15 protein-coding genes are annotated in these 13,793 nt (G+C 59.6%); 11 read left to right on the top strand and 4 right to left on the bottom strand.

Annotation, left to right across the window (positions count from 1 at the left end; translation table 11 throughout):
* Window positions 1–28 precede the first annotated feature (28 nt).
* Window positions 29–1,216: a M24 family metallopeptidase gene (locus DA373_RS02965; RefSeq protein WP_107850873.1), complete on the bottom strand. Its 1,188-nt coding sequence runs from the start codon at window positions 1,214–1,216 to the stop codon at window positions 29–31.
* Window positions 1,217–1,573: 357 nt separating this feature from the next.
* Here DA373_RS02965 and DA373_RS02960 point away from each other — a divergent pair, with 357 nt between their 5' ends.
* A complete protein-coding gene (locus DA373_RS02960) occupies window positions 1,574–2,845 on the top strand; it encodes a dicarboxylate/amino acid:cation symporter (protein ID WP_107850872.1) in 1,272 nt (423 codons plus the stop codon).
* 45 nt (window positions 2,846–2,890) lie between these two features.
* Here the strand turns inward: DA373_RS02960 and DA373_RS02955 are convergent, their stop codons facing one another.
* Window positions 2,891–3,322 carry a PACE efflux transporter gene (locus DA373_RS02955; RefSeq protein ID WP_107850871.1) on the bottom strand — a complete coding sequence of 144 codons (432 nt, stop codon included), beginning with the start codon at window positions 3,320–3,322 and terminating at the stop codon, window positions 2,891–2,893.
* Window positions 3,323–3,375: 53 nt separating this feature from the next.
* Entirely contained in the window at window positions 3,376–4,284 is a 909-nt protein-coding gene (gene ygfZ, locus DA373_RS02950; protein WP_198650223.1) for a CAF17-like 4Fe-4S cluster assembly/insertion protein YgfZ, read from the bottom strand.
* A gap of 112 nt (window positions 4,285–4,396) precedes the next feature.
* Between ygfZ and DA373_RS02945 the strand changes: the two genes are divergently transcribed.
* Window positions 4,397–4,660, top strand: a complete 264-nt coding sequence (locus DA373_RS02945; protein WP_107850978.1) for an FAD assembly factor SdhE — start codon at window positions 4,397–4,399, stop codon at window positions 4,658–4,660.
* Window positions 4,629–5,012, top strand: a complete 384-nt coding sequence (locus tag DA373_RS02940; RefSeq protein WP_107850869.1) for a protein YgfX — start codon at window positions 4,629–4,631, stop codon at window positions 5,010–5,012. The genes DA373_RS02945 and DA373_RS02940 overlap by 32 nt, the downstream gene beginning before the upstream one ends.
* Here DA373_RS02940 and nadB read toward each other — a convergent pair.
* Window positions 5,000–6,625 carry an L-aspartate oxidase gene (gene nadB, locus DA373_RS02935; RefSeq protein ID WP_107850868.1) on the bottom strand — a complete coding sequence of 542 codons (1,626 nt, stop codon included), beginning with the start codon at window positions 6,623–6,625 and terminating at the stop codon, window positions 5,000–5,002. The genes DA373_RS02940 and nadB overlap by 13 nt on opposite strands.
* Window positions 6,626–6,806: 181 nt before the next feature.
* Here nadB and rpoE point away from each other — a divergent pair, with 181 nt between their 5' ends.
* The 8 genes from rpoE to era all read left to right on the top strand — a co-directional run bounded on the left by rpoE (window position 6,807) and on the right by era (window position 13,793).
* Window positions 6,807–7,385 carry an RNA polymerase sigma factor RpoE gene (rpoE, locus tag DA373_RS02930; RefSeq protein WP_107850867.1) on the top strand — a complete coding sequence of 193 codons (579 nt, stop codon included), beginning with the start codon at window positions 6,807–6,809 and terminating at the stop codon, window positions 7,383–7,385.
* A gap of 13 nt (window positions 7,386–7,398) precedes the next feature.
* On the top strand, window positions 7,399–7,971 hold the full coding sequence (locus DA373_RS02925) for a sigma-E factor negative regulatory protein (protein ID WP_107850866.1): 573 nt from the start codon (window positions 7,399–7,401) through the stop codon (window positions 7,969–7,971).
* Window positions 7,972–7,983: 12 nt separating this feature from the next.
* The gene (locus tag DA373_RS02920; RefSeq protein WP_232821174.1) at window positions 7,984–8,967 is read left to right on the top strand and encodes a MucB/RseB C-terminal domain-containing protein; all 984 of its coding nucleotides are present in this window, start codon (window positions 7,984–7,986) and stop codon (window positions 8,965–8,967) included.
* Window positions 8,964–9,410: a SoxR reducing system RseC family protein gene (locus DA373_RS02915; protein WP_107850865.1), complete on the top strand. Its 447-nt coding sequence runs from the start codon at window positions 8,964–8,966 to the stop codon at window positions 9,408–9,410. The genes DA373_RS02920 and DA373_RS02915 overlap by 4 nt, the downstream gene beginning before the upstream one ends.
* A 96-nt stretch (window positions 9,411–9,506) precedes the next feature.
* Window positions 9,507–11,303 (top strand): translation elongation factor 4, encoded by a 1,797-nt coding sequence (gene lepA / locus DA373_RS02910; protein WP_107850864.1) that lies wholly within the window; start codon window positions 9,507–9,509, stop codon window positions 11,301–11,303.
* A gap of 2 nt (window positions 11,304–11,305) precedes the next feature.
* Window positions 11,306–12,223, top strand: coding sequence for a signal peptidase I (gene lepB, locus DA373_RS02905; RefSeq protein WP_107850863.1), 918 nt, complete (start codon window positions 11,306–11,308; stop codon window positions 12,221–12,223).
* On the top strand, window positions 12,223–12,891 hold the full coding sequence (rnc, locus tag DA373_RS02900; protein ID WP_107850862.1) for a ribonuclease III: 669 nt from the start codon (window positions 12,223–12,225) through the stop codon (window positions 12,889–12,891). Before lepB ends, rnc begins: the two co-directional genes overlap by 1 nt.
* Window positions 12,888–13,793, top strand: a complete 906-nt coding sequence (gene era, locus DA373_RS02895) for a GTPase Era (RefSeq protein WP_107850861.1) — start codon at window positions 12,888–12,890, stop codon at window positions 13,791–13,793. The genes rnc and era overlap by 4 nt, the downstream gene beginning before the upstream one ends.

Raw genomic sequence — 13,793 nt, 5'->3', positions numbered from 1 at the left:
TTGCATGTGTTCGCCTGGCTGTTGGTAATTACTTTTTTACAAACAGCTGGCGCGGATAGTTGCACAGGGGCTCGGCGCCGTTTTCGGTGATCACAATGCTTTCGGTGGTCTCCATCCCCCAGTCTTCCTGCCACAGGCCGGGCATAAAGTGAAAAGTCATGCCCGGCTGCAATATGGTGTGATCTGTATTGCGCAGACTCATACTGCGCTCTCCCCAGTCCGGCGGGTAGCCCATGCCAATGGGATAACCGCAGCGGGCGCCTTCCCGGTCAAAACCGTATTCGGCCAGGGTGGCGTTGAGGGCGTTGGCAATGTCGGCGCAGCGGTTGCCCGGCTGGGCAGCTGCCAGCCCGGCTTCCAGTCCGGCATTCAGCGCTTCTTCGGCACGCAGAAAGTTATCGGTGGGCCGGCCCAGATAGATGGTGCGTGACAGCACGCAGTGATAGCGGCGGTGACAGCCGGCCAGTTCGAAGAAGGTACCCTGATCCCGGCAAAAGGGCCGGTCGTCCCAGGTCAGGTGTGGCGCCGAGGCGTCCGGACCCGAGGGCAGCATGGGCACCATGGAAGGATAGTCGCCAAAGTGCCCTTCGTATCCTTCCATGGCCACCCGGTATATTTCCGCCACCAGCAGGTGCTTGGGCAGGCCTGGCTCTATCATCTCCAGGGCAGCGGCGTGCATGCGTTCCACAATACGTGCAGCAATGCGCATGTAGCGAAGCTCGGCATCCGACTTAATGGCCCGGCACCAGTTGACCAGGGCGGTGGCGTCCACCAGCTCGCTGTCGGGCAGGTTTTCGCTCAGCGCCTGCCAGGCGGCCGGCGTGAAGTAGTAACTGTCCATTTCCAGACCGATACGGCCATAGGCCCATTCATGGGGCTTGAGATACTGGTTGGCCAGATATTCCATGGCGTTCATCGGCGGGTTCATCACATAGTAGTCCGGATACCACAGAATATTTTCTTCCTGCAGCCAGACGGTGCGGCGGGCGCCGTTGGCATCCATCTGACGGCCAAACCACATGGGCTCGCCGGACAGGGTGATCACGGCAGCCTGAGGAGTGTAAAAGGACCAGCCATCGTAGCCGGTGATCCAGGCAATATTGGCCGGATCGTGCACGATCAGGGTCTGTATATCCTGCTCGTGCATGGCGGCCCTGACTCTGGCCAGACGCTGCCGGTATTCATCCAGTGAGAAGCTGGGGATCTGTGTATGCATGCCTGCCCCCTGTGATGCGTGGAAAGTGAAACATCCATGTCCGCGAACGGGACTCACCCCAGTACAGTCAGCCCCGGCTGCAGTGTCAACCCGAAGCCCCATACCAGCACTTTTATTCGGCACCGCCCGGGAGCCTTGAAAAGGGGTCGGGAGGGTAGGCTTTCCTGTGCAGCCCTCCATTTCACCAAGGCTTGTTTTTGTGATCTTTGTCACGCGCAGGGGCATGAAGTGGATCATTGTGGTTGCTGCCCTGTTTTTTGAATGTAAAATCCGGGCGCTTACGGAACGACTGGTTAACTTATCTACAAAAATAATAAATAGCAGATAAATGATTTGGCTTTTTCTGAGGATGTAGAAATGAAAGGCTCTCTTTCCACCCGGATCTTTACCGGGCTTTTTGTTGGCCTGCTGATCGGCAGCGCCATCCAGTACCTGTTCAAGGATGTATCCCTGCTTAACGACGGGCTGGTCGGCCTGGCCGAAGGCCTGGGCGGCATGTTTGTGTCACTGATCAAGCTGATGGTGGTTCCTCTGGTATACATCTCCATCGTCACCGGCATCTGCGAGCTGCGGGATATCGCCAGCTTCGGTCGTCTGGGCAGCAAGACCTTTGGCCTGTATATCATCAACACCATGCTGTCGATTGCCGCCGCCATTCTGGTGGGTGTGATCTTCCAGCCCGGCCTGGGCGCCACCCTGCCTCACGGTGCTACCGGCGCGGTGGAGCTGACCACCACCGAAACCCCGGATCTGGGGGCCATGCTGGTGAACATTGTGCCCAGCAATCCGGTACAGGCCTTTGCTTCCGGCGACATGCTGCAGATTATCTTTATGGCCATTCTTACCGGCCTGGCCATTCAGGGCCTGGGTGCCACTGCGGCACCGGCGGCCCGCGCCTTCCGCATGGCCAACGAGGTGATGATGAAGCTGGTGGGTCTGGTGATGACCCTGGCGCCTTACGGTGTGTTCGCCCTGATGATTAGCCTGGGCGCGACTCTGGAAGCGGATACCCTGATGTCGGTGGCCGGTTATGTGGCCATGGTGGTGATGGTGCTGGCGTTCTGGATCCTGGTGGTGTATCCGCTGGCGGTCTGGCTGACCACCGGTATCAAGCCGGGCGTGTTCCGCAAGGCCACTCAAGAGCAGCTGTTGTTCTCCCTGTCCACCGCCAGCTCCAACGCCACCATTCCGGTGACCATGCGTACCCTGACCGAGAAGCTGGGTGTATCCCGGGCCATCGCCGGCTTTGGTGTGCCCCTGGGTGCCACCATCAATATGTCCGGCTCTGCCATCTATATTACCCTGGCCGCCATTTTTGCCGCCAATATCTCGGGTACGCCCATTCCCACCGGCGATCTGCTGACCGTGGGTGTGACCGTGCTGCTGATGTCGGTAGGCGTGGGTGGTGTACCTGGTGGCGCCGTGGTGATGGCCGGTGTACTGCTGCACCAGATGGGCCTGCCGGTGGAGGCCATGGCCATCATCATGGCGGTAGACCGCATTAACGACATGTTCTGTACCTCGTCCAACGTGGTGGGCGATACCGCCGTCAACACCATAGTGGCGAAGATGGAAGGTAATCCCGACACCATCGATGACACCGAGGCAGAGCCGGCCCGCGGCAAGTAATATTCACTTCTTGTTGAAAAAACCGCCCTCGGGCGGTTTTTTTGATCAGGATCCCTGAGCGGTGGGATTGGGAATGGGGAAAATGCGGTCGTAGGCCAGGTTATAGAAAAAGGCGTACACCAGGTAGAAGGCTGCCATGGCAATGTCCATCACGAAAGCATCCCACAGGCTGATGCCCAGATACCAGGCGATCATCGGCAAAAACAGCAGCAGCAGACCACCTTCAAACAGCAGGGCATGAAACACGCGGATCAGCGTGGTCTTGCGGACATCCCCGCGCCATCTCAGCATGGCGTGATCGAACAGCAGGTTGTAAAGATAGTTCCAGACGGTGGCAATCAGCGACCCCGCGACCGCCAGCACGCCCATCAGATGAAGTTCAAAGCCAAACACCAGGCTTGCCAGCGGTGTAAAGATAACGAGACCGAGCAGCTCAAAGCCGATGGTGTGGCGAATGCGATCTTTGGTGGTGCGCATGCGGTATCCTTGCGAATGAGAAAAGCCCCCCGCCGTTGCCGGCGGGGGAGGGCTCAGTCGGTCAGTTTATAGGGCAGGGCGCGCAGCCGCAGCCGGCTGCCGGGCTGATCCTTGATGCGCAGTACGGTGTCGGCGTCGAGATCCTTGTTGAGCACACTGGTCAGCAGGCAATGGTTGCCCTGCTGGCACAGGCTCAGCACGGTGCCGGCCCGGCGCCAGTTGTCGCCCAGCTGCAGTTCCAGATCCTGGTTGACGGTTACCTCGGCTTCCGCTTCGCCTTCCAGAATAAACATGGCCTTTTTGTTGGCACCGCGATACTTGGCCCGGGCCACGGTTTCCTGACCCATGTAGCAGCCCTTGTTAAAGCTGATGCCGCCAATGGCCTGCAGGTTGAGCATCTGGGGAATGTATTCGCCCTGATGCTCGGCGCTCATGTCCGGCAGTCCGGCCTGGATCATCAGACCCTGCCATTCCTGCTCGCTGCCCCGGGGCAGGTCGGGCAGAGCGGCGTCTTTGGGCAGCACCAGCAGCGCATGCTCGGCGGCCACCGGAATAATCACACCGCCCTGCCACAGGTTGCCGTCGCCGACCTCGTGGCTGAGCCAGTGAGACAGTCCTTCACCGGCCAGACCGCAGACCTGCCAGCGTTCGCTGGCATCATCGATATCCACTTTGGAAAAGACGCCAAATTTTTTCAGCTCCGGCAGCTGGCGGGTCACCAGCGAGCGGTTCAGCACCAGCAACAGCTGTTCACCCTGGTTGGCCACCCAGAAGGATGCCCACAGCTTGCCCTTGCTGTCGCAGTGGCCACCGGGACTGGCGTCACCGGGGTTGAGGGCGGTCACGTCGCAGGTAATCTGACCCTGCAGGTATTTGACCCGCTCGTCGCCGGTCAGGCTGATCACGGCCCTGTCGGTCAGCGGGTAGAGTTGGGGAGATGAGGCGATGCTAAACACGGGAATACCCTCTGTTTCATTCCTAAAATGTGACCCTTATGGTAAAGACGGCCAAGTTATTTGTCAGTACTCATTCGACCTTATACCATGAGCTTTGTTTTGTTACATGGAAGCCGACATGCTCACTAGCACTGACAAACCCCGCCTGATCTGGGCATGCCGCCGGGGCATGCTCGAGCTGGATGTGATCCTCGCGCCTTTTGTGGAGCACGAATACGATGCCCTTGACGAGGCGCAGCAGGCGACCTTCCGCCGCCTGCTGGAATGTGATGACCCGGATCTGTTCGCCTGGTTTATGGGCCACGACCGCTCAAAGGATGCGGCCCTGCAGAGCATGGTGAGCTACATTCTTGAGCGTAACCAGATTCGCAATCAACGCTGAGCCCTCACGGTTGCACCAGCTCTACCTGCTGGGGCTGGCCTTGCTGTTATGGCTGCCCGCTTCGCTGTTGCTGAGTGCCGACCGTTTGCCCTGGCTTGTCCCCGGCTGGTTGCTGGCGGTGGTGCTGATGTGGCGTGGCAGCCGGCGTTACCGGCTGCAGGGCGAATTTCATGAAGGCGTGCTCAGCCTTAACGGCCGCCGCGGCGAATTGTCCCGTTACAGCCGGGCCGGTCCCGGCTTTTTGCTGCTGGTGCTGAAGGACGATCCCTGGCCACCGCTGTGGCTGTTTCAGGATGCGGTGCCCGACGCCGTGTACCGGCGCCTGGCACGGCAACTGCTTTACCCCGGCTGACGGCCGCAGTAGTTGACGGGAGTGAGTACGGTAGGCTGCGGGTTGTCGAGCTGGTCCGGATAGTCCAGGGTGTAATGCAGTCCCCGGGACTCCTTGCGTTCCATGGCCGACAGCACAATCAGCTCCGCCACCTGCACCAGGTTGCGCAGCTCCAGCAGGTTGTTGCTGACCCGGAAGTTGGCGTAGTACTCCTGAATTTCCTGCTGCAGCAACTCGATACGGCGCTTGGCCCGCTCCAGCCGCTTGTTGGAGCGCACTATTCCCACATAATCCCACATAAACAGCCTGAGCTCGTGCCAGTTATGGTGGATCACCACTTCCTCGTCGGAGTCGGTCACCTTGCTTTCATCCCACAGCGGCAACATGGGCGGCTCAGGGGTGGTGGCCAGGTTTGCCAGCATGTGCTCGCCGGCGGCGCGGGCAAACACAATGCACTCCAGCAGCGAGTTTGACGCCATGCGGTTGGCGCCATGCAGACCGGTGTAGGACACCTCGCCAATGGCATAGAGACCGTCGATATCGGTGCGGCCCTTGTGGTCGACCATCACGCCGCCACAGGTGTAGTGGGCGGCGGGCACCACCGGCATGGCCTGTTTGGTGATATCGATGCCCACTTTCAGGCAGCGCTCATAAATGGTGGGAAAGTGCCTGATGATAAAATCGGCGGGTTTGTGGCTGATGTCGAGGTACATGCAGTCGGCGCCGAGGCGTTTCATCTCGTGGTCGATGGCTCTGGCCACTATGTCCCGCGGCGCCAGCTCGCCACGGTCATCAAAGTCGGGCATAAAGCGGCTGCCATCCGGGCGCAGCAGGTGAGCTCCTTCGCCGCGCAGAGCCTCGGTCAGCAGAAAGTTGTTGTCGTCCGGATGATACAGACTGGTGGGATGGAACTGGTTGAACTCCATATTGGCCACCCGGCAGCCGGCCCGCCAGGCCATGGCGATACCATCGCCGGAGCTGACATCCGGATTGGAGGTGTACTGATAGACCTTGGAGGCGCCGCCGGTGGCCATGGCCACGAATTTGGCCCGCACGGTTTCCACCCGCTCCTTGTTGCGGTTCCAGACATAGGCGCCCAGCACCCGGTTGCCGGGCAGGCCGACTTTGGCGGAGGTGATCAGATCCAGGGCGTTGACCCGTTCCAGCACATGAATGTTGGGATGGCGCTTCACCTGCTCGATCAGCGTGGTCTGTACCGCCCGGCCGGTGGCATCGGCGGCGTGAAAAATGCGTCTGTGGCTGTGTCCGCCTTCCCGGGTCAGGTGATAGCTGGGCTCTCCCTGTTCGGTTTCTTCGGTATCAAAGGGTACTCCCTGTCCGATCAGCCAGCGAATGGCGTCGGGGGCGTTGCGGGCGGTCAGTTCCACGACCTGCTCATCGCACAGGCCGGCGCCGGCGATCAGGGTGTCGGCCACATGGGATTCGATGCTGTCGGTTTCATCAAAGACGGCGGCAATGCCACCCTGAGCATACAGGGTGGCGCCTTCGGCAAGCGGCCCTTTGCACAGCACATGCACACGGGCATGACTGGCCAGTTTCAGCGCCAGAGACAGGCCGGCGGCACCGCTGCCAATGATGAGTACATCGCAGAGATATTCAACAGGATCCTTCATAAAGTATCATTGGCTTGAAATGGAGAATCATTGCATGTTATCCCATGCGTCCCTTTTGCGCAGCCGTAATTGGCTTTTCCAAATGAGTTCAGAACTTTTTCCCGCCGTTGGAGTCCATTAAGGTACGCTTGTGACGGGCTGGTGGTCGAGCACCGGAAGAATCGGAGGTTACACGGCTCGTATGAGCGAAAATTTGACGGATCAGCAATTGATCGAGCGGGTTCAGCGGGGTGACAAGAATGCATACAACCTGCTGGTGAAAAAATATCAGTACAAAGTGGCGAACCTGGTGTCCCGTTACGTGTCCAACCCCGGAGACGTGCCCGATGTGACCCAGGAGGCCTTTATCAAGGCCTATCGGGCATTGCCCGGCTTTCGCGGTGAAAGTGCCTTTTTCACCTGGCTGTATCGCATTGCGGTCAACACCGCCAAGAATCATCTGGTGTCGCAGCGGCGGCGCCCCCCTGGTTCTGACGTGGAGATTGAAGACGCCGAGTATTACGGCGGAGGCGAGGCGCTCAAGGAGCAGGCCTCACCGGAAAATCTGATGCTGACCGAAGAAATCCGCCGGGCCGTTTTTGACACCATAGACGGACTGCCGGACGATCTTAAAACGGCGATTACGTTGCGGGAACTGGAAGGAATGAGCTACGAAGACATTGCGAGTGTCATGGATTGTCCGGTAGGCACCGTGCGTTCACGTATCTTTCGGGCTCGGGAAGCAATAGACAAGCGGGTAACCCCCTTGCTTCGGAGTTGAACGGGGAAGTGTTATGGCTAACAAAGAGCAAATATCGGCACTGGTAGACGGAGAAATTCAGGACAGGGTGTTACTGGAAGACGTTGCCGGCAACAAGGAGCTGGCCGACGCCTTTGGCCGCTATCACCTGTACGGCGATGCCCTGCGTAACGAGCTGCCCGAGCGGCTGCCATTTGATCTGAGCGACCGTGTTATGGCGGCGCTGGAGCAGGATGCCCCATTGACTGCGGCTAACGACAGTAACGCAGAGCCGGCTTCGGTTGCCCGGGAGCCGGCAAAGGTGGTGCGGCCGCGCTTTGGTTTCAGCCGGCTCAAGCCTGCCCTGCGTCATGCCGGTCAGTTTGCCATTGCCGCTTCGGTGTCGGCGGCGGTGATTTTTGGCGTACAGCAATACAGTCAGCCTTCGGCCATCCAGTCGCCGGTGCTCAATACCGTGCCCATGAGTGGTGGCGTTGCGCCGGTCAGCCTGAACTATCAGGCTGATATGCCGCAGCGGGTAAATGAGCAGCGGTTGCTGGAACAGGAACGGCGCATCAATGCGGTACTGATGGATCATGAGCTGCAGCAACGGCTGCGTCAGGACTGAGGTGACAGCTTCTTGATTCAGAACGGATTGCGGACGGCACTGGTATTTTTGCTGGTCATGGCGTGGCCCGCCCGGGCCACGGTTGAAGCCGATCCTGTGGCACTGCTGAAAAACATGCAGCAGGCCTATCATCAACTCAACTTCGAACTGACGCTGGTCGAGTCCGGTCTCGGTGAGCCCGAGCCCAAAAGACTGACCCGGGGTCACCTCGATGGTCAGACCCTGACCCACCTGCTGCACCTGAATGGTCGTCCCCGGGAATTCCTGCAGCGGGACGATGAAACCAGTTTCTTCGATTACAGCTCCGAAGGTTACACCCTGCGCAATGCCCGTTTACCAGGGCTGTTCACGCGTGTGCAGCATCTGCCGCTCACACACCTGCTTGAGCATTACGAGGCGGTGATCGCCGGACGCAGCCGGGTACTGGGGCGCACCGCCAATCTGGTACGGCTGCTGCCAAAGGCCGAGCATTGCTATGGCTATGTATTATGGCTGGATCAGCAGAGCGGTCTGTTGCTGCGCCTCGACACCCTGGATCATGAAGCGTCACTGGTGGCACAGAGCATGGGGGTGGCACTGTCCATCAGTGAGCAACCGGCGCCTTTGCTGCAGGAGTTGCAGAATATTCACCTGCCTCCGGCCATGCCACTGGCCGATGCACAGCCGGCGGCCGGGGCGCCGGCAACCTGGCAGGCCGGCTGGCTGCCGGCAGGGTTTGAGATCCGCACTCAAAATCGCCACCGTCTGCCGCTGACGGAACAGCCGGTAGAATACCTGATGGCATCCAACGGTGTGGTTGATATCTCTGTGTATGTGGCCGAGTCGCAGGTTAATGAATCCCGTCAGCAGCTGGTGCGCCAGGGAGCGACTCATCTGGTCAGCCTGGTCAGTCCGGGGCGGGTGGAAGTGACCGTGGTGGGTGATGTACCCGCCGATACCGCCCGCCGCATTGCCGAGTCGATAGCGCCCAGTGAGGCGGTGGAGGCAAAAGAATGATTGAAGAAATCGCCACCGTTACCACAGTGCACACGGGAGCGGTGGAAGTCAGCTGTTTCAGCAAATCGGCCTGTGGCCAGTGCCGGCAAAGCAGCAGCTGTGGCACCGGCCTGGTGTCAAAGGCGCTGCCCGGACGGGATCACCGGTTTGTGATCGCCACCGGTCTCGAGCTCAGACCCGGCCAGCAGGTACGCATCGGTATTCCCGAGCACAGTCTCATTACCGGCGCCCTGCTGGTGTATCTGCTGCCGCTGTTGTGCCTGCTGGCGGGCGGGCTGCTGGCAAGCTGGGCCGGCTTTGCGGATGGGGGCAGCATAGCGGGAGCGCTGGCCGGCGGAGTGCTGGGTTTTGGTCTGGCATCACGGCTGTCCCGCCACAGAGGCAAAAAGGATCATCCGGTGATACTGGATGCCCTGATACCGCTGGCCCGAAGTGAAGATTAGTACCGCCCCTGCAGACTAAGGATTGGTCACTGTGCCGCGAATCCGGTAGAATCCCGTCTTTATTGTCGCCATTGACTACGGACGCCTTATCGCATCATGAAGCATATTCGTAATTTCTCCGTCATCGCTCACATCGACCACGGCAAATCGACCCTGTCCGATCGCCTGATCCAGGTATGTGGCGGCCTCACCGATAGGGAAATGCAGCAACAGGTACTCGACTCCATGGATCTGGAGCGCGAGCGCGGCATTACCATCAAGGCCCAGAGTGTGACCCTGAACTACCAGGCGCAGGACGGCAACCAGTACCAGCTCAACTTCATCGACACGCCCGGGCATGTGGATTTCTCCTATGAGGTATCCCGCTCGCTGGCCGCCTGCGAAGGGGCGCTGCTGGTGGTGGATGCCGGTCAGGGGGTTGAGGCACAGACTCTGGCCAACTGTTACACCGCGCTGGACATGAACCTGGAAGTGGTGCCGGTACTGAACAAGATAGACCTGCCCCAGGCCGAGCCGGAGCGGGTGGCGGAAGAGATTGAAGACATCGTCGGCATCGACGCCATCGATGCGGTGCGCTGCTCTGCCAAGACCGGCCTGGGCGTGGATCAGGTGCTGGAGACCATAGTTCAGAAGATTCCGTCGCCCGTGGGTGAGCCGGAAGGGCCGCTGCAGGCGCTGATCATCGACTCCTGGTTCGACTCCTACCTGGGGGTGGTGTCGCTGGTGCGCATCAAGCACGGCAGCCTGAAGAAGAACGACAAGATCAAGGTGATGAGCACCGGTCAGGTCTGGGGCGTGGATCGCATCGGTATCTTTACGCCCAAGCAAAAGGACACCGACGGCCTCAACTGCGGCGAAGTGGGCTGGGTGGTGTGTGGCATCAAGGACATTCACGGTGCGCCCGTGGGGGATACCCTGACCCATGCCAAACACGGTGCAGAAAAAGCGCTGCCCGGCTTCCAGAAGGTCAAGCCCCAGGTGTATGCCGGCCTGTTCCCCATCTCCAGCGACGACTATGAAGCCTTCCGTGACGCGCTCGACAAGCTGGCGCTGAACGACGCCTCATTGTTCTACGAGCCGGAAACCTCCAACGCGCTGGGCTTTGGTTTCCGTTGTGGCTTCCTCGGCATGCTGCACATGGAGATCATTCAGGAGCGTCTGGAGCGGGAATACGATCTGGATCTGATCACCACGGCGCCCACGGTAGTATACGAAGTGGTCAAGACCGACGGTGAAGTCATCTATATCGACAGCCCGTCCCAGCTGCCGGCGGTGAACAATATTGAAGAAATTCACGAGCCCATCGCCGAGTGTCACATTCTGGTGCCTCAGGAATACCTGGGCAACGTCATCACCTTGTGTATCGAGAAGCGCGGCGTGCAGACCAACATGGTTTACCACGGCAATCAGGTTGCGCTGACCTACGATATTCCCATGGCGGAAGTGGTGCTCGACTTCTTTGACCGGCTCAAGTCCACCAGCCGGGGCTATGCGTCTCTGGATTACGGCTTCAAGCGCTTTGAGGGCGCCGACATGGTGCGTCTCGACATCATGATCAACGGCGACCGGGTCGACGCCCTGGCGATCATCACCCACAAGGACAACGCCCAGTTCCGGGGCCGTCAGCTGGTGGAGAAGATGCGCGAGCTTATTCCGCGGCAGATGTTCGATATCGCCATTCAGGCGGCCATCGGCAACCAGATTATCGCCCGCAGCACGGTCAAGGCCCTGCGCAAGGACGTGACCGCCAAGTGTTACGGCGGTGACGTCAGCCGCAAGAAAAAGCTGCTGGCCAAGCAGAAAGAGGGTAAAAAGCGAATGAAGTCCCTGGGCCGGGTGGACATTCCGCAGGATGCCTTCCTCGCCATTCTGCACGTTGGTAAGGACAAGTAACCATGGCAAGTACCTTTGCCCTGATCCTGGTGCTGGTGACTCTGGTCACCGGCATCATCTGGGCCTGTGACAAGTGGATCTGGGCGCCCCAGCGGGGGCGCCGGCTGGCAGAGGCACAAGCCAGCCACGGCAACAAGGTGGACGCGGCGGCGCTGGCCAAGGCCGCCGCCACTCCGGGCTGGATTGAGCAGGCCAGATCCATTTTTCCGGTGATCGCGGCGGTACTGGTGCTGCGCTCCTTTATCTATGAACCGTTTCAGATCCCCTCCGGATCCATGATGCCCACCCTGCTGGTGGGGGACTTTATTCTGGTGGAGAAGTTCTCTTACGGGCTGAAGGAGCCGGTCACCAACACCACCCTGGTTCCCACCGGCAAGCCGGAACGGGGCGATATTGCGGTGTTCAAATATCCGGAAAACCCCCGCATCGACTACATCAAGCGTATTGTGGGTCTTCCCGGTGATCGTATCGTATACCGCGACAAGCAGCTGTATATTCAGCCAGCCTGCAATGGAAACGACTGTGCTGATGAAGCGCTACCGGTGCCGCTCAAGTTTGAACAAAGCGGCGAGTTTACCCAGATGGGCATTCCTCTGGCCCGCTATCAGGAAAGCCTGACCGAGCGTTCTCACGACGTTCTGCAAAACCCGCTGCTGCCGGATCGCGTATCCATGTATCACCGCCAGCCGGGCACGGCCATTAATGAATGGGTCGTTCCGGAAGGACACTACTTCGCCCTGGGTGACAACCGTGACAACAGCACCGACAGCCGTTTCTGGGGCTTTGTGCCCGAGGCCAACCTGGTGGGCAAAGCGGTTGCCATCTGGATAAGCTTTGAGTTTGATCGCAACGCCGACAGCTGGCTGCCTGAGTGGGTGCCCAGTGATGTGCGTTTCAGCCGAATAGGCGCAATTCATTAATGAAAAAACTGAACAACCTGCAAAAAAAACTGGGCCATACCTTTAATGACGAGGCGCTGCTGGTACGGGCGCTGACCCACCGCAGCGCCGGCTCCCGCCATAACGAGCGGCTGGAGTTTCTCGGCGATTCCATACTCAGCATGGTGATCGCCGATGCCCTGTTTCACCGCTTTCCCAAGGTCAATGAAGGCGACATGTCGCGCATGCGCGCCACCCTGGTGCGGGAAAAGACCCTGGCCGAGCTGGCCCGGGACTTTGAACTGGGTGAGTACCTGATCCTGGGGCCCGGCGAGCTGAAAAGCGGGGGTTACCGCCGGGAGTCCATTCTGGCCGACGCGGTGGAGGCCCTGATCGGCGCCATCTACCTCGACAGCGGCATCGAGCGCATTACTCAATTGCTGCTGAGCTGGTATGACAGCCGGCTGAACGACATTCAGCCCGGCGTGGAGCAGAAGGATCCCAAGACCCGGCTGCAGGAGCTGCTGCAGGGCAAGCGCAAGCCGCTGCCCAGCTATGAAGTGGTCGACGTTATTGGCGAAGCCCACAATCAGAAATTTACCGTGCACTGCATTGTGGACGGCCTGGACGAGCCCGTGGTGGGTGTGGGCACCAGCCGCCGCAAGGCGGAGCAGGCGGCGGCCGAGCAGGCCCTGGATACCTTGTTATGACAGATCAAAAGCAAACCTATTGTGGCTTTGTGGCCATTGTCGGCCGGCCCAATGTGGGCAAGTCCACTCTGCTGAACCGGCTGCTGGGGCAGAAGGTCAGCATTACCTCGAAAAAGCCGCAGACCACCCGTCACCGCATTATGGGTATCGACACCGACGGCGCCCATCAGGTGGTCTATGTCGACACCCCGGGCCTACACATCGAGGAAAAGCGTGCCATCAACCGGCTGATGAACCGGGCGGCTTCCAGCTCCCTGGGTGATGTGGAAATGGTGGTGTTCGTGGTGGATGGTACCCAGTGGACCAAGGACGACGACATGGTGCTGAACAAGCTGCGCCGCATGAGCTGCCCCGTGGTGCTGGCCATCAACAAGATCGACAACGTCGAGAGCAAGGAGGCGCTGCTGCCCCATATGCAGTGGCTGGCCCAGCAAATGGACTTTGCCGATATCGTGCCGATTTCGGCGGAAAAGGGCACCAATGTGGATACCATTGCCAAACTGGCGAAGTCCCGGCTCAAGCCCTCGCTGCACTATTTTCCGGAAGACTACATCACCGACCGCTCTTCCCGCTTTATGGCGGCGGAGATCATTCGCGAAAAGCTGATGCGCTTTACCGGTGACGAGCTGCCCTATTCCATCACCGTGGAGATCGAGCGTTACCAGGTGGATGACAAGGGCGTGGTGCATATCAACGGCCTGATCCTGGTGGAGCGCAGTGGCCAGAAGCGCATGGTGATCGGCAACAAGGGTGACAAGCTGCGCACCATAGGTACCGAAGCCCGCCTCGATCTGGAGCGATTGCTGGAGCAAAAGGTCTATCTGGAACTGTGGGTCAAGGTCAAGTCCGGCTGGGCCGATGACGAGCGTGCCCTGCGCAGCCTGGGTTACGGCGACGACTGA

The sequence above is a fragment of the Oceanimonas marisflavi genome (assembly GCF_003049725.1).
GTDB classification, from domain to species: domain Bacteria; phylum Pseudomonadota; class Gammaproteobacteria; order Enterobacterales; family Aeromonadaceae; genus Oceanimonas; species Oceanimonas marisflavi.
Note: the sequence above shows the minus strand (reverse complement) of the source record. Positions and strands in the feature narration are given on the sequence as shown.

Coding starts and splice junctions, on each gene's coding strand:
- rpoE (WP_107850867.1), top strand. CDS start 6,807: ATGAGCGAAAATTTGACGGATCAGCAATTGATCGAGCGGGTTCAGCGG.
- lepA (WP_107850864.1), top strand. CDS start 9,507: ATGAAGCATATTCGTAATTTCTCCGTCATCGCTCACATCGACCACGGC.
- era (WP_107850861.1), top strand. CDS start 12,888: ATGACAGATCAAAAGCAAACCTATTGTGGCTTTGTGGCCATTGTCGGC.
- DA373_RS02915 (WP_107850865.1), top strand. CDS start 8,964: ATGATTGAAGAAATCGCCACCGTTACCACAGTGCACACGGGAGCGGTG.
- DA373_RS02965 (WP_107850873.1), bottom strand. CDS start 1,216: ATGCATACACAGATCCCCAGCTTCTCACTGGATGAATACCGGCAGCGT.
- lepB (WP_107850863.1), top strand. CDS start 11,306: ATGGCAAGTACCTTTGCCCTGATCCTGGTGCTGGTGACTCTGGTCACC.
- rnc (WP_107850862.1), top strand. CDS start 12,223: ATGAAAAAACTGAACAACCTGCAAAAAAAACTGGGCCATACCTTTAAT.
- DA373_RS02945 (WP_107850978.1), top strand. CDS start 4,397: ATGCTCACTAGCACTGACAAACCCCGCCTGATCTGGGCATGCCGCCGG.
- DA373_RS02960 (WP_107850872.1), top strand. CDS start 1,574: ATGAAAGGCTCTCTTTCCACCCGGATCTTTACCGGGCTTTTTGTTGGC.
- DA373_RS02955 (WP_107850871.1), bottom strand. CDS start 3,322: ATGCGCACCACCAAAGATCGCATTCGCCACACCATCGGCTTTGAGCTG.
- nadB (WP_107850868.1), bottom strand. CDS start 6,625: ATGAAGGATCCTGTTGAATATCTCTGCGATGTACTCATCATTGGCAGC.
- DA373_RS02925 (WP_107850866.1), top strand. CDS start 7,399: ATGGCTAACAAAGAGCAAATATCGGCACTGGTAGACGGAGAAATTCAG.